This is a genomic window from Ruegeria sp. YTSA072, from assembly GCF_059610285.1.
The window spans coordinates 12,908-36,215 of record NZ_JBXWNI010000022.1 but is presented as its reverse complement, the minus strand read 5'-3'; the positions used below and the strand labels follow the sequence as shown (position 1 = coordinate 36,215).

The 23,308-nt window shown below is 56.7% G+C and carries 20 protein-coding genes and 1 tRNA gene; 8 read left to right on the top strand and 13 right to left on the bottom strand.

Going from position 1 to position 23,308, the window contains the following annotated elements:
- Nucleotides 1–302 precede the first annotated feature (302 nt).
- The 7 genes from AC2FIB_RS21600 to AC2FIB_RS21570 form a co-directional block, all read right to left on the bottom strand.
- Nucleotides 303–379, bottom strand: a tRNA-Met gene (locus AC2FIB_RS21600).
- An 81-nt stretch (nucleotides 380–460) separates the two neighbouring features.
- Nucleotides 461–1,435: an alpha/beta fold hydrolase gene (locus AC2FIB_RS21595; RefSeq protein WP_496735228.1), complete on the bottom strand. Its 975-nt coding sequence runs from the start codon at nucleotides 1,433–1,435 to the stop codon at nucleotides 461–463.
- A 4-nt stretch (nucleotides 1,436–1,439) separates the two neighbouring features.
- Nucleotides 1,440–2,909, bottom strand: a complete 1,470-nt coding sequence (locus tag AC2FIB_RS21590; protein ID WP_496735229.1) for a flavin-containing monooxygenase — start codon at nucleotides 2,907–2,909, stop codon at nucleotides 1,440–1,442.
- Between the two features lie 103 nt (nucleotides 2,910–3,012).
- Nucleotides 3,013–5,433, bottom strand: a complete 2,421-nt coding sequence (locus AC2FIB_RS21585) for a GcvT family protein (protein WP_496842704.1) — start codon at nucleotides 5,431–5,433, stop codon at nucleotides 3,013–3,015.
- A gap of 110 nt (nucleotides 5,434–5,543) precedes the next feature.
- Nucleotides 5,544–5,783, bottom strand: a complete 240-nt coding sequence (locus tag AC2FIB_RS21580) for a hypothetical protein (protein WP_496735232.1) — start codon at nucleotides 5,781–5,783, stop codon at nucleotides 5,544–5,546.
- Nucleotides 5,784–5,842: 59 nt separating this feature from the next.
- The gene (locus tag AC2FIB_RS21575; protein WP_496842703.1) at nucleotides 5,843–6,997 is read right to left on the bottom strand and encodes an aromatic ring-hydroxylating oxygenase subunit alpha; all 1,155 of its coding nucleotides are present in this window, start codon (nucleotides 6,995–6,997) and stop codon (nucleotides 5,843–5,845) included.
- Nucleotides 6,998–7,096: 99 nt separating this feature from the next.
- Nucleotides 7,097–8,002, bottom strand: a complete 906-nt coding sequence (locus tag AC2FIB_RS21570) for a LysR substrate-binding domain-containing protein (protein ID WP_496735234.1) — start codon at nucleotides 8,000–8,002, stop codon at nucleotides 7,097–7,099.
- A 556-nt stretch (nucleotides 8,003–8,558) separates the two neighbouring features.
- Between AC2FIB_RS21570 and AC2FIB_RS21565 the strand changes: the two genes are divergently transcribed.
- The 5 genes from AC2FIB_RS21565 to AC2FIB_RS21545 all read left to right on the top strand — a co-directional run bounded on the left by AC2FIB_RS21565 (nucleotide 8,559) and on the right by AC2FIB_RS21545 (nucleotide 14,743).
- Nucleotides 8,559–10,385 carry a BCCT family transporter gene (locus AC2FIB_RS21565; RefSeq protein ID WP_496735235.1) on the top strand — a complete coding sequence of 609 codons (1,827 nt, stop codon included), beginning with the start codon at nucleotides 8,559–8,561 and terminating at the stop codon, nucleotides 10,383–10,385.
- A gap of 156 nt (nucleotides 10,386–10,541) precedes the next feature.
- Nucleotides 10,542–12,089 carry a trimethylamine methyltransferase family protein gene (locus tag AC2FIB_RS21560; RefSeq protein ID WP_496735237.1) on the top strand — a complete coding sequence of 516 codons (1,548 nt, stop codon included), beginning with the start codon at nucleotides 10,542–10,544 and terminating at the stop codon, nucleotides 12,087–12,089.
- Nucleotides 12,090–12,165: 76 nt separating this feature from the next.
- Complete coding sequence (locus AC2FIB_RS21555) at nucleotides 12,166–13,269, top strand: mandelate racemase/muconate lactonizing enzyme family protein (RefSeq protein ID WP_496735238.1); 1,104 nt, start codon at nucleotides 12,166–12,168, stop codon at nucleotides 13,267–13,269.
- Between the two features lie 11 nt (nucleotides 13,270–13,280).
- The gene (locus tag AC2FIB_RS21550) at nucleotides 13,281–14,012 is read left to right on the top strand and encodes an SDR family NAD(P)-dependent oxidoreductase (RefSeq protein WP_496735240.1); all 732 of its coding nucleotides are present in this window, start codon (nucleotides 13,281–13,283) and stop codon (nucleotides 14,010–14,012) included.
- Nucleotides 14,009–14,743, top strand: coding sequence for an SDR family NAD(P)-dependent oxidoreductase (locus tag AC2FIB_RS21545; RefSeq protein ID WP_496842702.1), 735 nt, complete (start codon nucleotides 14,009–14,011; stop codon nucleotides 14,741–14,743). Before AC2FIB_RS21550 ends, AC2FIB_RS21545 begins: the two co-directional genes overlap by 4 nt.
- A gap of 4 nt (nucleotides 14,744–14,747) precedes the next feature.
- On the opposite strand, the gene AC2FIB_RS21540 is transcribed toward AC2FIB_RS21545, so the two are convergent.
- The 4 genes from AC2FIB_RS21540 to AC2FIB_RS21525 are packed head-to-tail and all read right to left on the bottom strand — an operon-like array spanning nucleotide 14,748 to nucleotide 19,220.
- Nucleotides 14,748–16,088, bottom strand: a complete 1,341-nt coding sequence (locus tag AC2FIB_RS21540) for an NAD(P)/FAD-dependent oxidoreductase (RefSeq protein WP_496735244.1) — start codon at nucleotides 16,086–16,088, stop codon at nucleotides 14,748–14,750.
- Nucleotides 16,085–17,581: an aldehyde dehydrogenase gene (locus AC2FIB_RS21535; protein WP_496842701.1), complete on the bottom strand. Its 1,497-nt coding sequence runs from the start codon at nucleotides 17,579–17,581 to the stop codon at nucleotides 16,085–16,087. The genes AC2FIB_RS21540 and AC2FIB_RS21535 overlap by 4 nt, the downstream gene beginning before the upstream one ends.
- 3 nt (nucleotides 17,582–17,584) lie before the next feature.
- Nucleotides 17,585–18,502, bottom strand: coding sequence for a dihydrodipicolinate synthase family protein (locus AC2FIB_RS21530; RefSeq protein WP_496735248.1), 918 nt, complete (start codon nucleotides 18,500–18,502; stop codon nucleotides 17,585–17,587).
- A gap of 7 nt (nucleotides 18,503–18,509) precedes the next feature.
- Nucleotides 18,510–19,220 (bottom strand): GntR family transcriptional regulator, encoded by a 711-nt coding sequence (locus AC2FIB_RS21525; RefSeq protein ID WP_496842700.1) that lies wholly within the window; start codon nucleotides 19,218–19,220, stop codon nucleotides 18,510–18,512.
- A gap of 137 nt (nucleotides 19,221–19,357) precedes the next feature.
- Between AC2FIB_RS21525 and AC2FIB_RS21520 the strand changes: the two genes are divergently transcribed.
- The 3 genes from AC2FIB_RS21520 (at nucleotide 19,358) to AC2FIB_RS21510 (ending at nucleotide 21,945) form a co-directional block, all read left to right on the top strand.
- Nucleotides 19,358–20,308, top strand: coding sequence for a GlxA family transcriptional regulator (locus AC2FIB_RS21520; protein ID WP_496696420.1), 951 nt, complete (start codon nucleotides 19,358–19,360; stop codon nucleotides 20,306–20,308).
- A gap of 385 nt (nucleotides 20,309–20,693) precedes the next feature.
- The gene (locus tag AC2FIB_RS21515) at nucleotides 20,694–21,197 is read left to right on the top strand and encodes a hypothetical protein (RefSeq protein WP_496842699.1); all 504 of its coding nucleotides are present in this window, start codon (nucleotides 20,694–20,696) and stop codon (nucleotides 21,195–21,197) included.
- 178 nt (nucleotides 21,198–21,375) lie between these two features.
- On the top strand, nucleotides 21,376–21,945 hold the full coding sequence (locus AC2FIB_RS21510) for a hypothetical protein (RefSeq protein WP_496842698.1): 570 nt from the start codon (nucleotides 21,376–21,378) through the stop codon (nucleotides 21,943–21,945).
- 138 nt (nucleotides 21,946–22,083) lie between these two features.
- On the opposite strand, the gene AC2FIB_RS21505 is transcribed toward AC2FIB_RS21510, so the two are convergent.
- Both AC2FIB_RS21505 and AC2FIB_RS21500 read right to left on the bottom strand, forming a co-directional pair.
- Nucleotides 22,084–22,809 (bottom strand): DUF4145 domain-containing protein, encoded by a 726-nt coding sequence (locus AC2FIB_RS21505; protein WP_496842697.1) that lies wholly within the window; start codon nucleotides 22,807–22,809, stop codon nucleotides 22,084–22,086.
- Between the two features lie 69 nt (nucleotides 22,810–22,878).
- A complete protein-coding gene (locus AC2FIB_RS21500) occupies nucleotides 22,879–23,016 on the bottom strand; it encodes a recombinase family protein (RefSeq protein WP_496842696.1) in 138 nt (45 codons plus the stop codon).
- Nucleotides 23,017–23,308: the final 292 nt, after the last annotated feature.

Here is a 23,308-nt window from a genome sequence, read left to right as displayed (position 1 = left end):
TGCCAATAAAACAGATTGCTACGTCTTCAATTGTTTTCATCGTCTGCTCGTTTTGACCAAAAGTTTGACGGATCTATAGCAAGCATGTCACGCGAATTGAAATCTGCGGATTTCGTTCAACTTTTGGGGGCGGAGCGAATTTCCCAAAAATGTCTCTCAGGTTGAAGCTTTGCGGGACGTTTAGTCTTTCATCGTGTATTTTTGGGCTTGGGACTCTGCAATCCGTACGCAGTCCCGCCTAAACCAATAGCAGGGAGAGATTTGGCCGCTACGCTCATCAGTCTGGTTTCAAAGGGGGATTTTGGTAGCGGAGGAGGGACTTGAACCCCCGACACGCGGATTATGATTCCGCTGCTCTAACCAACTGAGCTACTCCGCCATGAGTGAGAGGCGATTTAAGCGAGGGGCCGGAAAGGGTCAAGGGGGAAACACCGACTTACGGAGATTATTTTTGCCCCGATCAATCTGCTTTGGTTGCCTGTTGTGCGGCGACCCCAGGAGTATCAGCAATTCTACGAATGAAGGCCGCGCAGGCGTCGGGTGCGGTGATCGGGATCATATGGCCCAACCCTTCGATCTGTTCGTCGCTCAATCCGAACCGGGTCATGGGGGCACCGTTGGCGGTGGGTGAAAGTATGGTGTCTTGCGCGCCGTACAGAATGCCGCCGGGTACGGACAAGTCGGTATAGCGGTCTACCTGGGCTCCGATACTTTCATCCACCCCTACAACATCCTGCGACGCGGTAATGAAGGCCGAAGGGCGCAACCCCAGCGCACCGCCGGCGCGGTCCAGAAAGTCATCTGGCGCGGGTTCCGGATAGAAAACGGCTCCCAATGTATGCGGGGCGGTCTTAGCCGATATGGGGACAGCGATCGTGTTGCCGATAAAGTTGCGCAACCACTCGGTACGTATTTCCAGCGGTTTGAAAACTTGCGGCGTGTTCGACAGCTTTTGCGTCAACGGGGCGAGCAAAGCGAGCGCTTTGGTTTTCTCCGGGTGTTCCAAAGCCATGGCCAGCGATACGGCCCCGCCCAATGAGTGCCCGACCAGAACGGCGTTGGAAATGCCTTTGGTGTCCAGAAACTCTTGAATCATGCGGGCCTGTTCGGGCAAGCGCCCAAGATCGGCGCTATCGCGGGTTGAGTATCCGCAGCCAGGGCGGTCGACTGCGATAACGTGATAGTCATCCGCCAACAGGTCCATCAGAGAATAGGTGAAATGCTGCAGTTGCCCCGCAAGCCCGTGGATCATGATGACTGTCTGTTTAGTGGGGTCGCCCTTTTCCACGTAATGAATGCTGCCGCCGCGCACCGGGACAATCTGTCCAAGTTGCGGGACGCGCTGCAACCCCTGCCGGGTCAGTCGCCGGGTCCACAGGTTCATGCCGACAAAGAAGCCGCCGACCAGAAGGGCGATAACTAGAATTGTGGTCATCTCATCACTTTCCGCCTGAGGAAGGGGCAGGTTGGTATTGTTCCAGCCCGGATTGCGCCATGCGCTTTTCATACTCTGAAACGGTCCCGGGCCAAAGCGTCGTGTTCCGGCCCTGTGCATCCTGATACCATGAGGCGCAGCCACCCACCTGCCATACGCTGTCTTCGTGCCGCTCGCGCATCTCCTGTTCGAAGGCTTCCTGGTAGTCCGGGCGCGGGGTTATCATCTGCAACCCGTCGCGGTTCATCTGGTCCAGCACTCGGCCGATGTGGCGAACCTGTGCTTCGATCATCAGCACAACCGAGTTGTGACCGAGGCCAGTATGTGGCCCGAGCAAGATGAAAAAATTGGGGAAACCTGCGATGGCGGTGCCCAGATGCGCTTTCATCCCGTCCGACCACGCCTGGCGCAGTGTCAAGCCATCGGTTCCCGTTATGTCGAGGCGCTCAACAACATCTGTCACATGAAACCCGGTGCCCCAGATCAGAACGTCGGCCTGTGTACGGCTTCCGTCAGATGAAATGATCTGATCGCCCTCAATTGATGCCACACCGTGCGGGAGAACCGTCACGTTTTCACGCGCCAGTGCCGGGTACCAATCGTTCGAGCTGAGGATGCGTTTGCAACCGATCCTATAGTCCGGCGTCAGCTGTTTGCACAAGCCAGGGTCGGCGATCGCGCTTTCCAACGATTTGCGCCACATCTTCATGGCAAAATTTACCATCCGTTTTTCGCCGCGGAACACGCGATGGCGATACTCGAAGACCATGTAAATCAGTTTCCGGCGTGCCCAAGGTAACACCGGGATGCTGCGGTAAAGGCGGCGTAACCACGGCGCGATTGGTCCATCCGGGCGGGGCAGGACATAGGGCGCGCTGCGTTGAAAGATTGTGACGTGTGCAGCAGTTTTCGCAATCTCTGGAACAAACTGTACAGCGGATGCGCCGGTTCCGACAACTGCGACGCGTTTTTCCTCAAGCGACGTGTCGTGATCCCACTCGGCAGAGTGAAAGCAAGGCCCGGGAAAGCTGTCCGCACCGGGTAAATCGGGGATGCTGGGCAGATGCAGCGCCCCTATGGCCGAGACCAGAAACCGCGCCGACCAGCGCTGCCCACTTTCGGTTTCCACTTGCCAGCGCATGCCGTCCCAGCGGGCAGATTTCAGCTGCTGCCCGAAATGGCATAGCTCGCAAATCTCCTCATCAAGGCAGACCTTTTTCAGATAGGCCTGAATTTCAGCGCCGCCCGCGTAGGCCCGACTCCAGTCCGGGTTCAGATGCGTTGCCATGGAATAGAGGTGCGATGGGATATCACACGCGACACCGGGATAGGTGTTCTCACGCCACGTCCCGCCAATCTCATTCGCTTTTTCAAGGATCGCAATGTCCTTAATGCCGCGTTTGCGGGCCTCAATCGCCATCGTCAGGCCGGAAAACCCGGCGCCGACGATCAGCATATCGGTTTGATATTCCATGCGCCCGTCCCTCCCAAAACGACCGATATGGTTGGGTCAGACTATAGGCGCTGGAACGCGTGAGAACAGCTTCCCGTAGGGTCAGGCACCGTTCACGGTTTATTCAGCCGCGTAGGATTTCGCCATTTGGATCAAAAGGCGGCTCGGACAGAATGGTCGCCTTGTGCGGACGTCCCAATACCATCACCTCGACCTCATCCCCTGCTTTGGCATCGGTTACAAAGCCAAGCGCCAGAGACATGCCGACGGAATAACCATAAGCGCCTGAGGTCACGCGGCCGATACCCTGACCATTTTTGAAGATTGGCTCACCGCCAGTCGCGTCGGCGTTCGACGCGCTGGTGTCGGCCTCATCCAGATGCAAAAGGACAAGCTGTTCGCGGGCAGGGTTGGCTAAAACGGTCTCGGCTGCGTTCTTGTTCAGAAAGTCTTTGCTGAACTTGCACAACCGATCCAGACCTACTTCATGCGGCCAGTATTCAGGGCTGTATTCGCGGCTCCACGATCCATGCCCCTTTTCGACGCGCAAAGACATCAACGCCCGACTGCCAACTGGACCCGCGCCAAATTCCTGACCGGCTTGAAGCAGAGCGTCGTACAGGTTGGCCTGATCTTCGGTGGCGCAGTGCACCTCCCACCCCAGATCACCCGTGAAAGAGACCCGCAGGGCCAGCACCTTGATCCCGTCCAGTTCGATTTTCGCCGACCGCATGAACGGAAAATCCTCGGTGGCGAGTGAGGTATTAGTGAGTCGTTGCAAAATCTCGCGCGATTTTGGGCCCGCGACGTTGAACCCGCACACAGCTTGGGTCTTGCTTTCGAAAGTGGTGCCCTTGGGCAGAGGAACCTGCTTGAAGAACCTTTTGTGATAGCGTTCCGCCATGCCTGAACCGATGATCCAGAATTCGTCCTCGGCCACGCGGGTAACGGTGAAGTCCCCAGCGATTCCTCCGCGTTTCGAGATCAGCGGCGTCAGGCAGGACCGACCTACAGCCTTAGGCATAGTGTTGGCGAAAACTGCGTTGAGCCAACCCTCGGCCCCGGGGCCTTTGCAGACATATTTGGCAAAGTTCGAGATATCGATGATCCCTGCGCGGTCACGCAGCATACGGCATTCCTCGCCAACCGGTCCCCACCAGTTTTGACGCGTAAAACCATTGGTGTCTTTGGCGCCCGGAGTGTCTGCGAACCATAGCGGATGTTCCCAGCCAGCATTCAGGCCGAAGACGGCACCCATTTGAGCCTGCGTGTCGTAGACAGGGCGCGTACGCGCCGGACGACCTGCGCTGCGCTCTTCGTTGGGGAAGTGAATTGCGAACCGGTGGGCGTACTGGTCCTGAACGCGGGCCATTGTGAACTCTTTCGTCGCCCAGTCATCGAACCGAGCCATATCCCAGGCGAACATATCGTACTGCGTTTCACCCTCGATGATCCATTGCGCCGCCATCAGGCCCATGCCGCCGGATTGTGAGAAGCCGGGGATGATACCGTTGCAACAGAAATAGCCGTCGACCTCGGGCACTGGTCCCATCAGCACGTTGCTGTCGGGCGACCAGATCATCGGCCCGTTGATAACCCGTTTGATACCGGCTTCACCCACGGCGGGCAGACGTTCGATGGCGTTCATCATATTCTCTTCGATCCGTTCCAGATCGTCGGGGAAGAGATCATGCGCGAAGTCTAGTGGCGTGCCGTCCTCGGCCCAGAATTTCATGTCGTTTTCATAGGCGCCAACCAGCAGGCCCTGACCTTCCTGCCGCAGGTAGTATTCGCCGTCGCGATCACTGACCGAAGGCAAGCGCGTGCCGTGCGCGGCCACGTCCGCCATGGTTTCGGTCACGAAATACTGATGCTCGGTCGGTTGCAGGGGAAGCTCGATGCCAGCCAATTTAGCGACTTCGCGACCCCACAGACCGGCGGCATTGACGACCCAAGGGGTACGGATATCGCCTTTGGGAGTCCGCACAATCCAGGTGCCATCTTCTTGCTGGTCGGTCGCGGTGACCGGAGTGAAGCGATGGATCTCGGCCCCGCGCTGACGAGCGCCCACCGCATAGGCATTTGTGACGCCCGAAGGGTCCACATTGCCGCCGTCAGGTTCGTACATCACGCAGCGGATGCCAGCGTAATTGACCAGCGGGTTCAGTCGTTGGGCCTCTTCGATGCTGATCTCATAAAAGTTCATGCCGTAAAGCTTGGCCTTAGCGGCCTGCAGCTTCAGCTGATGTTCGCGTTCTTCGGTCTGCGCCAGATACAGCGAACCGGGCTGGAACACGCCACAGCTTTGGCCGGTTTCGGCTTCAAGCTCTTTGTACAGGTTCATCGTGTAGTGCTGAATGCGGCTGATATTGGTGCTGTCGTGCAGCCCGTGGATGTTCGCCGCGGCGTGCCAAGTTGACCCGGATGTTAGTTCATCCCGTTCCAGCAGAACCACATCCGACCATCCCAGTTTGGTCAAATGATAGAGGATCGAACACCCGATCACCCCGCCGCCAATCACCACCGCCTGTGCATTCGTTTTCATGAGCCTGCCGTATCAAAGTTGGTCCCGCCGCCATGTGTCATCATCGCAATGGCACCGGCAACGGACATTAATTTCAAGTTGGGTTGAGTGAGTTTAATCTGAAGTTAAACTCAGAAATTCAGCTTATGCGCCCGGCCATATGCGACCAGCCGCTGGTTCAGCGCATCAGCTTCTGGCGCGCCGGATTCCAGCGCGAAAATGAAGGCATGTGTCAGGTAGAAACAGGCGGCGTCGATGTCTTGCATCGCTTCATGCTCATCCGCCGCTATCGTATAGCATCGGATCAGATCGGCATGATCATTTCGATCATGCGCGTCCAGCAAGAGGCGATCCAGCTCCTTTTTGTCCATGGGCGTCCCCTTCTACGGGCAACTGGTCAGCCACCCAGCGGCTGACCAATCCTAAAGGGTTACTCCACGCGGCCGTTTTCAACTTGCGTCGCGACCCAATGGTGAAAGTTATGCGTCGGGCCATCCATCGCGGGCGAGAACCGACCGCCATCGAATAGCATTCCATGCCGGCCCTTTTGCATGCCTTCGACCACAAAGACATCCTCTTCGAATACCGTCTTCCACAGCTGCGCGTTCGAAGCACGCAGTCCATCCTGCTGCGGAGTGTCATCAATGCTTTTGGCATAGTACAGCTCGATATGTTCGACGGTGTTTTCCTGATCGACCGGCTCCAGCACAATGGCAAATGCGTGATCGCGCTGCACGCCCAGCAGAACGTTTGGATAAACCGCAATATACTCTGCGCCTTCGCTCCACTTGTCGCTCAGCCCGTCAAAATCCGGGAAGGTTGCGCCGTCCTGATCTGTCAGTTGGCGGTAAACCAGGGTCCCTTGGCCCGAATACTGACCGCGCTCTTCGATGTTGTAGTGATCCTCCAGCCGCGAATAACTGTTCAGACCGGGATGCACCCACGGCAGGTGATAGCTTTCGCAATAGTTCTCGACCGCCAGCTTCCAGTTGGTCTTGACCTCAAGCTTGAATGAGGACGTTTCACCGCCGTGGAAGACGGGCTTCTCAAATTCCTTCCAACGTTCCAGCAGGGGGCCGTGCACCTCTTCGAACTCCGGCGCTGTGCCGTCAATATTCACAAAGATCACGTCGCGCCAGACGTAGGACCGCACGCGGATCAGACCCAGGCCTTCGCGATTGACGTCTTCGTGCTTGTTCTGGCCGGGACCACCCACATGCGGGGTTGCGCGCAGCTCACCTTTCAGGCTGTAGCACCAGCTGTGATAGGGGCAGCGGATTGCGCCGCCGATTTTGCGCGGCGTGTCTACCAGAATCATCCCGCGGTGGCGGCAGGTGTTTTGAAAAACGCCAACCTCGCCGTCTTTGTCCCGGACAATCAGCAGCGGCATGCCCAGAAAATCGACTGGTTTTGCATCGCCTTCTTCCGGAACATCCTTGCCGAAGCCGATCCCGGACCAGTTGGCATACAGCACAGAACGCTTTTCTTCGTCAAAAACGGTCGGATCGATGTAATGTTCGTTCGGCAGGCCATTTGCGACGTTTACATCGGCCAGAACGGAAGACAGCGCGCTATGCTTGTTCATCGGGCTCTCCTGAGGTTTTGCTGGATGCTATTAATCCCTATTGGCGGATCGAACCTGCTTGCCTCAATATCAGAAAAGCTCATCAGAGAGTGATTTCACCTAAACCGAACCTTCCTGAACCTCTTGAACGATCCAGTTCTTCAGGGCGCGGGCGCTTTCTGAGAGTTCTCCGTCCGGGCGTCCGACCAGGTAAAACTGGTTCGGAGCGGGCACTTGATGTGCGCCGATAGGAACCAGTTTGCCTGATTGCAGCATGGGTTGGATCAGCCGCTGCCAACCCAGCGCCAGTCCAGCGCCCTTGCGTGCAAGCTGCAACGCGACGGAATAGCTGTTGACGCGGGATTCAATGGGCACTGTACCATTATATCCCAACTGCTGGAACCATTCGGGCCAGGTGGTCCAGGTGCGGTCTTCTGACTCCAAATGGATCAGCCGTTTAGAGGTCAGATCCTCAAGACCGGCATCCGCAAGCCTTTCTGCCATTTCTGGGCTTCCGACCGGGACTAGCTGGTCGCGAAACAGCGGAGTGTGTGACAGGTTAGGATCGCTGTCCCGCCCATAGCGAATGAAAAAGTCGACGTCAGGCCGATCGCGAAAGGGGCGATCCTGTGACAGTTGATCAACATTGACTTCGGGCATGTCCCGCCAGAACCGAATGACAGCGGGAGACAACCACAACGCGGCAACTGCTGTTGTCGATCCCACGGTCACCTTTCCGGCCGTGGACCGGTCGCGGATCATGCTCAGCGTTTTCGAGATGCGCCCGAAGGACGTGGACAGCGCGTCATAAAGCGCCTTGCCATCCTCGGTCAGATCAACGCCGCGATGCTTGCGTTGAAACAACGGTGTGTCCAGATCGCCTTCAAGCGCCTTGATCTGGTGGCTGACCGCGCCGGGTGTGACAGACAGTTCAACGGCGGCGTTCTTAAAGCTCAGGTGGCGGGCGGCGGCCTCAAAAGCTGACAAGGTTGTCAGCGGCGGTAGGTTGTAGTGGCGTCTGGACATGGAAGCTGGTGAATCGTTTTTCGGTTTAGTTTAATTTTTATCAACTCAGTTTTAGTTTTTTTGAAGGTGAAAGCTATAGCGCTTTTGATGATTTGATGTTTTTCTGGCTCAAGTTAAAGGCGGATGTCGCATTTTTCGTCAATGCGTCGGTTCTGGCCGAATTTAGAACGGAGCGCCACTATAGTCAGTTCTACCAACAAACGTTGTGTTTTTCGGGCTTTTCGAGAGGATTTTCCGAGCGTCGCAAGACGGTACTGCGACACAATGATGTCCCGAACTGACAAACGGGAAAGGTCGAAAGGGGACGTGAAGGAGGCGCGAACCCATTCCCAGTTGGTAAGACCGAGTATCGCCTGATTGCACGGTGTGTTGAATTCAATGCAACTCAGAAGGCGTAAGACCATGCGGCGGTGCCGCATTTCTGAAACACAGAAACGAAACAAGAAAGAGCCGATACGTCTGCTGCAGCACCTTCCCCATCGTTCGAGGCGATTGGGCGAATTGCGTGAAATGCAGAGGCAGTTTCGCAATTGATACAGCACCACGGAGGAGCAACATGTCGATACCCGAACCCTTTACGGATCTAGAGATAGAAACGGCCGATGCCGGATTCTATGAAAATTACAGCGTCCCAATCGCCCTAATCAGTAAGGGCATCATGGTTGCCCTTGTGCTATGGGCACTTGTCTTTCCGGCCAATGCAAATAGCACACTTGGCAGCTGGAACGGAAAGTTGCTGGAAGTATTCAACAGCTTCTACGTGGTCATTGTCGGCCTGTTTGTCATCTTCCTCGTCATTGTTGCCATCCTTCCAACGACCGGAAAGCGGGTTATGGGAACAGCGGGCGAAAAACCCGAGTTTTCGAACTTCTCCTGGTTCTCGATGATGTTCGGAGCGGGACTGGGTGTCGGCCTGATGGTTTTTGCCACCGCTGAACCGTTGGGTCTGTGGGGATCGAACCCCGAGGTCGTTGCCGGTGCAGTTGCGGGCAATGATCCAGAGTCCGTTCAATCCGCGTATCGGTATACTTTCCTGCATTATGGCTTTCATGCCTGGGCAATTTACGTGGTGACCGGCCTGTCGCTGGCCTACTACGCCTATACTCGTGACATGCCTCTGACCATTCGTGCGGCTCTTACCCCGCTTTTCGGTCGTCTGATGAACGGTTTTCTCGGCCACGTCGTTGACGTTCTGGGCGTTGTTGCAACGATCCTGGGTGTGTCCGTTACGATCGGGTTTGGTGTCAGCCAGTTCATCGACGGTCTGTATGCAATCACCGGCATGGAATGGATCATGGATTTTGGCGGTGAAGTACCCACGCCAAGCAAAGTTGGTCTGATCGCGGGTCTGGTTGTCATCATGGGTCTGTCGATTATTTCGGCGGTCTCGGGTGTTGGTCGCGGTGTTAAATACCTGTCGAACCTGAACCTTGTTCTATCGATCATCCTGCTGGGCACCTTTGTGATCTTCGGCTCGTTCGTTTTCGCCATGACAACCTATGGCACAGCACTGTTTGACTACCTGCTGCACTTCCTCTCGCTGAGCTTTGGTGCATACGGTCCGTTGTCGACCGAAGCGTTTGCAGCGGCTCTGCCTGCTGAAGCGCAGGCGCATGCTGCTGATCTGGTGGGTGGCGCAACCAATGCATGGGGCAGCTTTGACGGCTTTAAGAGCGGTCTTGAAGGTGCTGCGGCTGAGTTGAGTGACGACACGCTGGCGGCTGTTTATGCAGCAGGTGAGCAAGGCCGTCAGTTTGGCTGGCAGTCGGGCTGGACCACCTTCTACTGGGCTTGGTGGATTGCGTTCTCGCCGTTTGTGGGCCTGTTCCTGGCGCGCATCTCCAAGGGTCGGTCTGTGCGTGAGTTCATTCTGGGCTGCGTACTGGCGCCGGCGCTGGTTTGCTTTGCCTGGATGACTGTTCTGGGTGGTACTGCGATTGATCTGGAATTGGCTGGTGCAGCTGAAGGCGCGATCATTGGTGCGTCGAATACCAACAAGCTGTTCGTGACGCTGTCTTACATGATCGACGGTGGGCTTCTGTCCATGCTGAACGTCATGTGCGTGATCCTGATCATGACCTTCTTGGTGACCTCTGCGGACTCGGGCATTCTGGTCATGAACACCATCATGTCCGGTGGCAGCCAGGAAACCGGCGTCAAGCACCGTATCATCTGGGGTGTTATCCTAACCGCCGTGATCGGTGCGCTGATCTTGGCCGCTGGTGAAAACAACCCGATGGACGCGTTGCGCAATGCGATGATCATCGGTGCTCTGCCCTTTACCATCGTGATGGGCCTGATGATGGTTTCGCTGACCAAGGCGCTTTATCGTGATGGTCGGCGCGACAAGCATGCTGATGCAAGCACGCAGGCCGCTGAATAAGCACAGGTCTTAATGCCAAAACAGACGCCGCCCCAGTTGGGGCGGCGTTTTTCGTTCCGAGTTCCCGTGTCGTTTCCTGCAAACAGATATCGCAATCAGTGAGGTGCGCCGCCGCCGAATCCGTCAATCTGAAAAGTAAGATTGGAGGATTGCCCCGTGAACATTCGTACCGCGACACGCTCGGGCGGACGCTCTGCCCGCCGCGCCCTGCGCACTGCCCCGAATTTTGAAATGCTGCCCGGCCTGACCAGAGGCATCCCCTTGTGTGAGGTGATGGATGATGCTCAGGTCGAACGCATCGACACTGCTTCGATGGATATTCTGGAAAATGTCGGCGTTCAGTTTCGCGACCCGATTGCGCTGGAAGACTGGAAAAAAGCCGGAGCCAAGGTCGAAGGGGAGCTGGTTTACCTCGACCGTGGTTTGGTGCGCGAGTTGATTGCCACCATACCCAGCGATTTCACTTATCACGCGCGGGACCCGAAAAAGAATGTGCGGCTGGGCGGTAAGCACTCGATCTTTGTGCCTATGACCGGCGCCCCATTTCTGCGCGATCTGGACGACGTGCGCCGAAATCCGTTGTTGGAAGATCTGGCGATGTTCCACAAACTCAGTCACATGATGCCCGCGCTGCATTCCTCGGCCCATCACATCGTGGAACCCTACGACCATCCGATCAGTCAACGGCACCTGCGCATCACCTATTCGTCGATGAGACACTCGGACAAAACGTTCATGGGCATGACCACCTCACCCAAGAACGCCGAAGATGTGATGGACATGTGCGCGATCCTGTTTGGCGAGGAATTCCTTGAAGATCACCCGGTGACTACCGGTAACTGCAACGGCAATTCACCACTGGTGTGGGACGAAACCATGCTGGGTGCGTTGCGGGCCTTTTGCCGTCGCAATCAGCCAGTGCTCTGCTCACCCTTCGTTCTGGGGGGAGCCAACACGCCCGCATCTGTTCCGGCCACTGTGGCGCAGCTGAATGCCGAGGCGTTGAGCGCACTGGCCTACACGCAGGTCATCCGCAAGGGCGCTCCGGCGATCTATGGCCACTACCTGTCGACCGTGTCGATGAAATCCGGTGCGCCGATGGCGGGTACACCCGAGATCAGCCTGATGAATTTCATGATTGGTCAGATGGCACGGCATTATGGGGTGCCGTGGCGTACTTCGAACACGCTGGGTGGTGCCAAAACCTTTGACGCCCAGGCCGGATATGAATCTGCCACTACCTTGCAGGCAGTCATGCATGCGGGCGCCAACTACATCTGGCATTCAGCCGGATGGAATGAGGCCGGGATGCACTGTTCCGTCGCCAAGTTTATCGTCGACGCCGAACAATGCGCGATGGCCTATCGCATGGCTGAGGGACCGAAATGGCACGATTTCGATCAGGCCCTCGCAGCGGTTCCGGATGTTGGGCCCGGTGGTCACTATCTTGGTCACCCCCATACACAGGACAATTTCCAGAGTGCGTTCTTTATGCCTGAGTTGTTCGACAACAATTCGATCGAACAATGGCAGGCCGAAGGGAGCGTCGAAGTCACTGCACGTGCCCTGAACCGGGCACGTGCGTTGCTGGCCGAGTATGAAGAGCCCAAACTGGATGAGGCGAAAAACGAGGCCCTGCTGGACTACATCGCCCGACGTGAGCGTGAAATCCCGGCCGCTGATGAACTGAACCAAAGTTACTGAAGTAATTCCCCCGTATTCCACCCGCCCGGCCAGTTGGGCGGGTTTGTCCCTTAAATAGCAGTACGGAACACAAGTCGTGAAAATCGCTGAAATTCACATCTATAGCCACGATCTGCCTGTCAAAAACGGCCCGTACACAATGGCCAATGCCGAGGTCTGGGCACTGGACACCACATTGGTCAAAATGGTGGCCGACAACGGGTTGGTCGGATGGGGCGAGACTTGCCCGGTTGGCCCCACCTATGCTGAGGCCCACGCCGCTGGCGCTCGGGCTGCGTTGGCTCAGATGGCCGAAGGTCTATTGGGTGCTAACGTCTCTCCACTAGGGCTGCACCGACGGATGGATAGGCTTCTGAACGGACATAACTATGCCAAGGCGGCTATCGACATCGCCGCACATGATCTGCTGGGCAAGAAATCTGGGATCAGCGTGTCGGAACTTCTTGGCGGTGCCGAGGTAGACAAGGTTCCGTCATATTATGCGACGGGGGTTGGGGCACCCGACGATATAGCCGTTCTGGCCAGGGAAAAATTGGCCGAAGGTTACCTGCGCCTGCAAATCAAAGTTGGTGGCCGGCCGGTTGAAATCGATATCGAAACCATCCGCAAAGTGTGGGAGGCAATCGGCGGGTCAGGCATGCGGCTGGCCGTGGACGGAAACCGCGGCTGGACAACCCGTGATGCGTTGCGTGTCAGCCGCGAATGCCCGGACATTCCGTTTGTCATGGAACAACCCTGCGATACGATCGAAGATCTGCAAAGGATACGGTCACAAATGAGCCACCCGATCTACATGGACGAAAACGCCACCAATCTGAACACGGTTATCACTGCAGCTGGCACTGGTCTGGTGGATGGGTTCGGTATGAAGGTCACGCGGATCGGTGGCCTGCAGCCAATGCGCGCGTTCCGCGATCTCTGCGAGGCGCGGAATCTGCCCCATACCTGCGACGACAGCTGGGGAGGGGACATTATTGGCGCAGCATGCACACATATCGGCGCGACTGTTCGGCCCGATTTGCTGGAAGGCGTTTGGCTGGCTGCGCCATACATCGAAGGCAATTACGATGCCCAGAATGGAATTCGCATTGAAGGCGGGCAAATCCAAGTTCCAACCGGGCCGGGGTTGGGCGTCGTTCCCGACGAAACCCGCTTTGGCGCGCCCGTCGCATCTTTCTGATGGAGCATATCATGGAGTTTGCAGGAAAATCGGCTTTGGTCACGGGCGCTGCTGGGGGGATCGGAACTTCTCTGGTGCGCCGCCTACGTGCCGCCGGCGCGCAGGTTGCCGTTGCTGACCGCCTGATCGACGGGATCGAGGCCGAGGCCCATCTGCCTGGTGATCTGCTGGACCCGACCTATGCCGATGCACTTCCGCAATGGGCAGCAGATGCGCTGGGCGGGTTGGACATTGTTGTTAACAATGCGGGTGTCATTACGCGGGGGGCCGTCACCGAAACCTCGGATCAGGATTGGTCCCTGTCTCTGGGCGTGAATGTCGAGGCCCCATTTCGCATTTGCCGCGCTGCGATCCCGATTATGGCTGCCAACCGAGGCGGTGCGATTGTGAACACCGCATCCTGTTGGGGTCTGCGTCCTGGCCCAAACCATGCGGTCTACTGCATGACCAAAGCCGCGATCGCTTCGCTGACCCAATGTATGGGGATGGACCACGCCCATCAGGGCATCCGCATCAACGCGGTTTGCCCGAACGAGGTGAACACGCCTATGCTGCGGTCCGGGTTCGCCAAGCGCGGGTTCGACCCGGACACCGCGGTGTCTGAGCTGGGACAGACTGTTCCCTTGGGGCGAATCGCGGAACCTGAAGACATTGCTGATGTGATCCTGTTTCTGGCCTCGGATGCGTCGCGCTATATCTGCGGCGCGGTGCTTGAGGTGAACGGAGGCAAGCCAGTATCATGACCCGATTTGAAGGCAAAACCGCCCTAGTCACCGGCGGGCGCAGCGGGATCGGTCGGGCCATTGCTGAACGGTTGCGTCAGGACGGGGTGCAAGTATTTACCGCGCAACGCGGGCAAGATCCCAGGTTCGAAGGGATCGAGGCAGATTTTGGTGATCCGAGCAGCCCGCAATCTGTGGTAAATCAGGTCGTTGAGCGGGCAGGGCGTCTGGATATCCTCGTCAACAACGCGGGCATGATGCAGGAAGCCCTTGTCGAAGACATGAGCCTAGAGGAATGGCAGCGCAACCTGACAGTCAACCTGACGGCCCCTTTTCTGCTGATCAAGGCGGCACTGCCCCATCTGCGGCAGACGCAAGGGAACATCGTTAATATCGGCTCAATCGAAGGGTTGGGCAGTAATCTTGGCCACGTGGCCTATTGTGCGACCAAAGCCGGGTTGCACGGCTTGACCCGTGCCGTCGCCGTGGATCACGGGGCGGAGGGGGTCCGCTGCAACGCGGTGGCGCCCGGCTGGATCGACACTGAACTGAACATGGGTTTCATCGACGCTCAGCCGGACCCGGATGCATTTCGCCGCGACATTGGCCGCATCCATCCCGTCGCCCGGACTGGCCGACCAGAGGAGGTCGCGGCAGTGGTGGCGTTTCTTGCGTCCGAGGACGCCAGCTTTGTCACCGGTCAGATTTACACGGTGGATGGGGGTCGCACGACCAAGCTCAGCCTGCCCTGACAGGTTATTCCTTTCCTGAACGCCACTCTTTCCAAATCAGATAGCTGTTTGCACCCAGTGAGGCGAACGGCTCGGGTGGTAGGCGCGGCGGCATCGGTTGGGCCAGGAAATGATCCGCGATGTCCGATCCGCCCTGCGTGACCAATTCCGCCACTGCCATGCCCTGCAATGTCCCTCGGGCAATTCCCAAACCGTTCTGACAACAGGCCGAGAAGACGCCCTCATCCAACGCTCCGAACGCCGCTGATCCGTTTCGGCTAAGGCAAAGCATTCCGGCCCAACGATGCTCCATTCGCACATCTGGCAAATGCGGAAACCGTTCACGGAACTTGCGGTCATGCACCCAGCCTGCATTGCGCAGGCGCATGGGGCTGGTCTCGATCGTCGGGTGAAATGTCGAACAAGACCGGATCAGGATCCGGTCGCCATAGCTGCCTGAGACCCGCCGGACTGAGGTGCCCATCGGATCGGCCGGAGTGACCGACCAGCGGGATTGACCGCCCAATGTCGTGACCTGTTCAGGCGTCAAACGCTCGGTGATCGACGCGTAAAGGCAGATATGCATCAGCCGGCGTTCGTAAAAGCCAAAGCTCTCCAGATGGCCGTTATTGGCCAAAATGACCTGGCCCGCTGAAACCTGCGCTTCAGGTGTTTTCACCAGCCATCCCGCGCCTTGTTTTTCAAAGCCGGTAACGGGAGAGTTTTCGAACAGATCAACCTGTGACGACAGGTGAGAGGACAGAGCCCGAATGTAACCGGCGGGCTGGATCATCACTGTGCCGGGTGCATAGAGGCCCGAGCTGTAGTGCGGGCTGCCCGTGATCTCTTGCATCTGTCGGCGGTCATAAAGCGTGCAGGGCTCTCCCAACCGATCCAGATGTGCGGCGAATTCGCGGTTGTGCCTGTCCCCGGCTCGTGTGGCGGCGGCGTTGAACTTACCGCATGTGTCGAACATTTCCTGCGGCAGCTCGCATTCTTCAGCCACGTTCGTTGCAAATCTTATTGCGCGGCGGTTTAGGGCTATGGTTGCGCGGTCCGCTTCCAGCCCGCCTCCGGCGTAATTGTCCGAGGCCAGATCATGGGGCAGATCGATCATGAAGCCCGAATTGCGGCCAGCGGAACCTTCGGCAAAGCGACCAGCCTCTAGCAGAACAACCTTGAGCGCCGGGTCAATCTGATACAGCCGGCGCGCAGCGCTCAGCCCGGCAAACCCACCACCGACAATTGTGACGTCGGCTGAGATGTTCTGTTCAAGTCGGGGTAGCGATGTTTGGGGCGGCAGGATGGCGTTCCACCCCGCCGGCCCGGTCTGTCGTGGCAGCCGTTTTGCAGTGTAGGCCGTCAATCGATCGCCTCGTCCGCGTCATCGGCCAGATCAATCCAGATGGTTTTCAACTGGGTGTACTGGTCGTGGGCATGGACCGAGTTGTCGCGGCCACCAAAACCGGATTGTTTGTAGCCGCCGAAGGGGGTGGTGATGTCACCCTCTCCGAAGCTGTTCACCGTCACGGTTCCGGCGCGGATCGCCCGTGCGCCGCGTATGGCTCGCTTGGCGTTAGCCGTAAAGATCGAAGCACACAGGCCATAGTCGGTGTCATTGGCAATCTTGATGGCCTCGTCAAAGCCAGACACTTCGATCACCGACAGAACGGGACCAAAGATCTCTTCGCGCGCCAGAGTGCTGTGATTGCCGGGTACTTCGACCACGGTCGCTTCGACAAAACCCTTGTTGGCATTGCCACCAATCACCACGTTTTCGGCTTGTTCTAAGTAGCCGCAGACCTTGTTGTAGTGGCCTTCGCTGACCAACGCACCCATTCGGGTTTCCGGGTCCAGCGGATCACCGATGTTCCACTGCTTCGCGTGATGGGCGATCCGCTCCAGCAACTCGGCCTTTACGTCCTTGTGCACGATCAGACGGGACGAGGCGGAACAATTCTCACCCATATTCCAGAACGCGCCATTCACGACATGGGCCGCCACGCGGTCAAGGTTCTCGGCGTCATCCATCACGATGGCCGGGTTCTTGCCGCCCATCTCCAACACAACCTCCTTGGCGTTGCTTTCCGCCGAATAGATCAGGAACCGTTTGCCAGTGACGGTCGAGCCGGTGAAAGAGACCATGTCGATATCCATGTGTCGACCAATCGGCTCACCGACATCAGCACCGCCACCCGGAACGATGTTCAGAACGCCACGCGGCAGACCTGCCTCCATCGCCAGTTCCGCGAGGCGCAGGGCGGTCAGCGTGGTTTCGGTTGCCGGTTTCACCACAACCGAGCAGCCCGCCGCCAAGGCAGGCCCGATCTTCCACGCCAGCATCAGCAGCGGGAAGTTCCACGGCAGCACCAACCCCACAACTCCGATGGGTTCGCGAACCACCATGGCGATGTGGTCGTCGCTGGCGGGCGAGACCTGATCATAGATTTTGTCGATCGCCTCGGCATGCCATTTCAGGCAGTGGATCGTTTCGGGGATATCCACGGTTTCGCAGTCATAGATGGTCTTGCCGCTGTCGATACTCTCCATCACTGCCAATTCACGGGCATTGCGAGTCATCAACTTGGCCAGTCGGATCAGTATGTCCTTGCGATCCGAGGGGTGCATTCTGGACCAGCGTCCATCGTCAAACGCATCGCGCGCTTTTTCGACGGCAAAATCCACATCCGCCGCGTCGCAAGCGGCAATATCGGCCAGATTCTCACCTGTAGCGGGGTTCACCGTCGCAAAGGTCTTGCCTGAGATAGCCGGGCGGTAAGCGCCGTCGATGAAGGCCCCGGTGGGCAAGGTCAGGCCCGCAGCGATGGATTTGTATTCGTCCTGTGTCAGCAATTCCATGCCTTAGCCCTCCGCCACGATATCTGCGATTGTTTTCTTCAGCACGCGCGTCACCTGTTCCAATGCGCGTTTGTCATCCTTGTTCAGCCCCTTAAGCGGGGGCCGCATCGCGCCTGCGTTGATCCCGTTCATCGTGACGCCATGCTTGATCGTCTGGATGAATTTTCCACCCTGTTCCAGCACCCGCATCAACGGCATCATGGCGGACATGATGCGGCGGCCCTTTGCGAAGTTCCCTTCGACAATGCAGGCTTGATATAGTGCTACATGTTCGGCTGGCAGGAAGTTCGACCCACCGCAGACCCAGAACGGTGCGCCCCAGGCGAAGAATTCCAGCGCCTGATCATCCATGCCGCAGCCAAGCTGGATATGCGGGTAATCCCGCGCCAACAAATGCACCCGGTTGATATCCCCTGAGCTTTCCTTGATGCCGCAGAAGTTTCGGCTGCGCCCCACGCGGTCAAGGAATTCTTCCCCCATCATTGTACCGGTGCGGTGCGGGTAGTTGTACAACATCACCGGCAAGTCAGCGGCCTTGTCGATAGCCAGCGCGTTCAGGGCGTTTTCCCGATCGGTCGGCACCGAATAGGGTGGGCTGGCCAGCAGGATCGCGTCCGCGCCAATCTCACGCGCGCCCGAGGCCAGCGCGATGGAATCCGGCGTCAGCATCGCGCCGGTTCCGACAACCAGAGGCAACCGGCCTTTCAACTGCTTATGCGTGAACGACGCCAGTTCCAGTCGTTCTTCGACAGTCTGGGCATAGTTCTCACCCGTTGACCCGCCCGATATCAGCCCGTGCACACCATTCTCTATCAGGTATTCGATCCCGTGGGACAGGGCATTCCAGTTCACGCCGCCATCTTGGTGATAGGGCGTGACCACCGGGGTATAGATCCCCTCAAATCTAAAAATCGGGTTCATTCCGTCCTCATGCAGGTTTCGAAAGGGGCGGGATACCCATCGGGATATCCAGCGCAGCAGGCATCACGAACAGTTCGATTTGGTCGCGTGACAGGTTCCAGTGATCCTCGGCCAGCTGCGCAGCAACCGCCTCATCGCCCGCCTCGATGGCGGCGATGATGGCGTCATGCTGGCGACTTGCCTCGGACAGGTTCTCGGTCTTGTGCGCGGATTGGGGTCTATAGAAGGTCATCCCGATCCGGGCATGGTCGATCAGCAACCGGTTGAATGATGGCCGCAAGTAGACATTGCCTGACATCTCTCCGGTCACATCATGAAAGCGGTTATTGGCCAGCGCCCGATCTTCGGCGGATCCGGATTGCAACGCAGCCTTGAACGCCTGTTGCGCGTCTTTCAGGTCGTTGATCTGAGTTCGTGTGGCGTTCTGCGCGGCAAGTCGCAAAACTGCGCCATAGACCATGGGTGCCGCCAGAAAGAAGTCACGCAGGGTGGTATAAGACATCTCGGACACCCGGGCACTGCGGTTGGTGCGCAAGTCCAGATAGCCTTCGCCCGCCAGTTGCCGGAACACTTCGCGCAACGGTGTCCGGGACAAGCCGAAAGCGTCGGAAAGATGCGCCTCGTCCAGATCTGTGCCTGGTTGCAGGCGCAGCGTCAGGATCGACACCTTCAGGTGCTCCATCAACTCTGCCTTGCGGGACTTGGCGTCGTCTTTCATCCGTTCCTCCAACAGTCGCTGCGCGAATCGTGCCGGCCATTTCGTTCATTCTCTGTATTCCAATAAAATACAAGTTGTATACAGAAAAGAATCGTGCAGCATAGGCCGTCGACCACGTCAAACTGAATCGGACGTCTATGCGCCAACCCCGTCACATCACTTTCATCCTGATCGAGGAATTCTCACACCTCGCCTTTTCCTGCGCGGTCGAGCCGCTGCGCATTGCCAACCTCGTCAGTGGTGAAAATCTGTATGAGTGGTCTTTTGTGTCTGAACACAGCAAGCAGGCCGTCTGTTCCAACGGGTCGGTGACATTGGTTCATGGTGGACTGGATGCGCTGCCAAAAACAAACCAGCTGTTCGTGCTGTCGGGTATTCATATGCGCAACCATGTCTCGCGCCCTCTGCTTGCAACGCTGCGGCGCGAACGGGCACGGGGAACCGCCATCGGCGCCTTGTGTTCGGGCGCGTGGTTGCTTGCCGAGGCAGGGTTTCTGGATGGGATGCAGGCCGCCATTCACTGGGAGTACCACGATGCCTTTATGGAAGCCTTTCCCGAGGTGAACTTGGTGCGCAGCGTCTTTGTCGCCGATGAAAAGCACATCACTGCCTCGGGTGGTACGGCGACCGCCGACCTTATGTTGCACCTGATTGAACGGGACCACGGCCAAGAGTTGTCCATCGCGGTTGCTGACCAGATGGTCTACAACGCCGTGCGCAATGCTACGGCTAAACAGCGTGTGTCTCTTCAATCGCGCAACGGGATGCGTAACGCGCATCTCGCCAAGGCAATTCATATCATGCAGGACTGCATTGAGGCACCGGTTTCCCCATCTGATATTGCCGGGGATCTGGGGATTTCAACGCGCCAGTTGGAACGGTTGTTCGGCAAATACCTCAACACGTCGCCCAAGAAGTACTTTATGGAGCTTCGGCTGGAGCGCGCGCAGAAGCTGCTATTGCAGACCGAAGCATCCGTGACCGAAGTGGCAATGGCCTGCGGGTTCGAAAATCCGGGACATTTTTCGCGCGTATACCGGTCGAGTTTTGGTGTGACGCCACATGCCCAAAAGAACAAGATAGACTAAGTGATAAGGACGGGGGGAGCGTCTCTGTCCTAAGGCGAGCCTGGCTGAACAGGCGCTCACCCCCTGATCCTGCTTCGTACCCCCTCGTTAAAACTTTACTGGTAAACTGGTCAGCAGGATTGAGTATTCATACATATCGAAGTGGGCATAACTATTACAAGATCGTGTCAGATATGTGTGCTTTTTGTTTAAAACATTAACGTTTGCGGTGTTCACCAGTTGACCAAATGGCTCAAAACAGGCCAACTTATAGGGTGAAATGTATAGACAGACTCTGAAGTTGGCCAAAAAAGACGACAAATCGGGAAATTCTGACCGCAATTCCCATGCCGGCGATGCCGTCAGATTTTATATCTTCATCACAAATTGACGGTGGAGGATATCAATGCACTTGGAAATCGGTAAATCTGACTCCCGCTTCGCCAACGGCGCGGTTTCTCGTGCCAGTCGCGAGCGTCAGATTTGCGATGCGGCCAAATTGGCCGAAGCTGCCTTTTCCGAACTGACCGCTGTTGCGGACCGCGCGCCGGATATGGCGGCGTCCAACGGTCAGGTTTTTCGGGTGTTCCGTTGGTATTTCTTGTCGGCTTATTGCACGCGACTGCTGACCAACGCTGCCCATCGGCTAGAACGTCAGACTTTACAGGTCTCGATGGACGTGTTCAGCGCAGTTCGAATGGCCCTGCCGGAGTCCGAGGTTGAGGTTTCCATGGCCTTGGCTCGCGATAAGGCGACAACCCTGGCCGCTGCGCGCACGAACAAAATCGGATGCCGCGGACACTCCGCGGGCTGGATCGCCGCAAAGATGAAACAGCAAGGCCGGAACATCCCGTCTGAGATCAAAAGCTCACTAGCTGGTGCATTGTCGGCGTCGGAACGGCGCATTTGACGCATTCAACGGTACCGTCGCAAACTGGGTGATTTCTAAAACGGGCTTTCGGGCGTGAACCGCACAGCCCTGGTTTCGGGCATTTGTGGCGCAACCAGCGCGACAACCAGATTCCACATTCATAACAAAGCAGCGCTTGCGTTTAGCAGTGGAGATTGGATGGTGCTGCTGGAGAGAATTGAAATCCAGCCGATTTGATCCGAGCGCCTTGTTTTATGGGTGTTTTGGTGCCGCCAATTTGCATTGGATGTACCACTGGCATGAACCAGTAGTCAACGTCGCGCTGGATTGCTATCAGATGGAGACGTCAACGCGCAGCACCCATCAAAAAGGTAGTTACATGAAACGCTTCATAAAATACGCTCTCATTGGCTCACTTGCCGCTTTAGCCGCGTGTGGTGGTACGATGCAGGGTGTCGTGCGTGGGGAGGGTACTCGTGTTCAGTTTCAGTATGAGCAAGGCATGGACCGCGACTTTTACACGGCTGTTCTGGATGGCGAAACATTCAAGGGCCAAGCCGTTCAAGCAAATGCCACCAGCGGTAGCGGCGTTGGTTTAGTCGATGGCACGACTGTGCCGGTCTTTACATCCACAACAACGGGCAATCTCGTTGCTGTTCTATTTGGCGATAGAGGCTCGTCGATGCGCTGCAATATGAACTACGCTGACAGTTCGGGTTTCACCTCACTCGGAGGGGTAGGTGTGTGTCAACACAGCGACGGTCGAGTAATCGATGTGATGTGGTAATCCCTCAATTAATCGCATCCTATCAGCGCTCGTTTTAGCTCGCATTTCGATTTGTACGTCTTCGAAACACTTAGGATTGCAAGAGTTGTTTTCTTCTTAGCTTTCCTGAGCGGACCAGCGAGCGCTGTATGGCTGACGCTACGCTTCAGTTTCTTCAAGTCCTCGTCTGATTTTGATTTGCTCAGGCAGAGTGTAAAGGTAGGTCAGTAGAGTGGTGGCAAATTCTCTTATCGGTTCCACTTCTTGTTTTCTTTCAAAGTCGAGGTCTTCGTCGTGCATTGCGAAATTACGATCACTCAAGACTTCTTCAATCCATTCGATCATAGCTGGCGGCAAGATATTGAGGTTTTCCAAAACCCTTAATTTCTGTCCCAGTGTCGGTCGTTTCAACTTCTGGTATGCGTCTTCGTCAGCGATGAGTGGAGTGATGCCTCTGTCGACAGCCTTTCCGTAGAAGCCAGCCGCAGGTGTCCAATTTTTATCGAGCATTGCTCTTTCCGCATCAATAAATGAACGCCTCACGTTGTCAGGAAGATGGTCGGGAACAACTGGTTCATTTCTCTTTGGAAGTTGCGCCAGAATGGTTATCTCGTATCTGTCTTGTTGAAGGTCCGTTATCAGGCCATTTAACCCCCCCAACGACAATGCGCGTACATCTCCCAGATGGCGATCTTTACACGCTAAATAAAATAGCGTCGCCATGTTGCAACCGTGGCAACTACCAACAGCCTGATGCGTATAGTCCCTTCGGCTTCCGGTGTCGGCCTCTGTTAATGACGTTGCAAAGCGAACTACGGCGAACGAGCTATTCGACGTGCCACAGGCTGTGCAATGTCCTCGCAAGCTGGGTGGTAGTTTGTCCATTCTTAGGTCCTCGCAAGGGGCAATAAATATCGTTTCTTAGCAATCGATAGTTGAGAGTAGCAATGGATTTCAAGATGATAGACGAGAAATGGTCCTGCTGACTTGGGTCGAAGAGCATCGACAAGAGCGAGCAGTTTCTATCCCAGCTTTGTTCAACTCTTCGGCGATTGATTTGAAGCTCATACCAGCGGCTCTTGTCCAATCCAATATCTTACCTCATGCCCTTGCCCGCAAAGCCTAAGGGGGAAAAACTCTCCTCGACACAGTTTTCCACATGCTCGGATTTTTTTGGCTGAGAATGTCGCCATGATAGTACCTGACTTTTGTTAAGGAGTTCCGGACGGCTGAAGCAAAGACCAAACCTGTCAGGTCCCATCAAGTTGAAAAAAAAGCCCCCCAACGACAATTCGCTGGAGGGCTTAGGGCTTAGTGTCTTGATCCAGACACTGGGAGAAGGTCGCCACTACGGCTATAGCTACAGGGCTATGGCTATGGGATA

What these genes read in the sequence shown, in the direction of transcription:
- AC2FIB_RS21595 (WP_496735228.1), bottom strand. Translation starts at nt 1,435, where the DNA reads ATGACCACAATTCTAGTTATCGCCCTTCTGGTCGGCGGCTTCTTTGTC.
- AC2FIB_RS21590 (WP_496735229.1), bottom strand. Translation starts at nt 2,909, where the DNA reads ATGGAATATCAAACCGATATGCTGATCGTCGGCGCCGGGTTTTCCGGC.
- AC2FIB_RS21585 (WP_496842704.1), bottom strand. Translation starts at nt 5,433, where the DNA reads ATGAAAACGAATGCACAGGCGGTGGTGATTGGCGGCGGGGTGATCGGG.
- AC2FIB_RS21580 (WP_496735232.1), bottom strand. Translation starts at nt 5,783, where the DNA reads ATGGACAAAAAGGAGCTGGATCGCCTCTTGCTGGACGCGCATGATCGA.
- AC2FIB_RS21575 (WP_496842703.1), bottom strand. Translation starts at nt 6,997, where the DNA reads ATGAACAAGCATAGCGCGCTGTCTTCCGTTCTGGCCGATGTAAACGTC.
- AC2FIB_RS21570 (WP_496735234.1), bottom strand. Translation starts at nt 8,002, where the DNA reads ATGTCCAGACGCCACTACAACCTACCGCCGCTGACAACCTTGTCAGCT.
- AC2FIB_RS21565 (WP_496735235.1), top strand. Translation starts at nt 8,559, where the DNA reads ATGTCGATACCCGAACCCTTTACGGATCTAGAGATAGAAACGGCCGAT.
- AC2FIB_RS21550 (WP_496735240.1), top strand. Translation starts at nt 13,281, where the DNA reads ATGGAGTTTGCAGGAAAATCGGCTTTGGTCACGGGCGCTGCTGGGGGG.
- AC2FIB_RS21545 (WP_496842702.1), top strand. Translation starts at nt 14,009, where the DNA reads ATGACCCGATTTGAAGGCAAAACCGCCCTAGTCACCGGCGGGCGCAGC.
- AC2FIB_RS21535 (WP_496842701.1), bottom strand. Translation starts at nt 17,581, where the DNA reads ATGGAATTGCTGACACAGGACGAATACAAATCCATCGCTGCGGGCCTG.
- AC2FIB_RS21530 (WP_496735248.1), bottom strand. Translation starts at nt 18,502, where the DNA reads ATGAACCCGATTTTTAGATTTGAGGGGATCTATACCCCGGTGGTCACG.
- AC2FIB_RS21525 (WP_496842700.1), bottom strand. Translation starts at nt 19,220, where the DNA reads ATGAAAGACGACGCCAAGTCCCGCAAGGCAGAGTTGATGGAGCACCTG.
- AC2FIB_RS21520 (WP_496696420.1), top strand. Translation starts at nt 19,358, where the DNA reads ATGCGCCAACCCCGTCACATCACTTTCATCCTGATCGAGGAATTCTCA.
- AC2FIB_RS21515 (WP_496842699.1), top strand. Translation starts at nt 20,694, where the DNA reads ATGCACTTGGAAATCGGTAAATCTGACTCCCGCTTCGCCAACGGCGCG.
- AC2FIB_RS21505 (WP_496842697.1), bottom strand. Translation starts at nt 22,809, where the DNA reads ATGGACAAACTACCACCCAGCTTGCGAGGACATTGCACAGCCTGTGGC.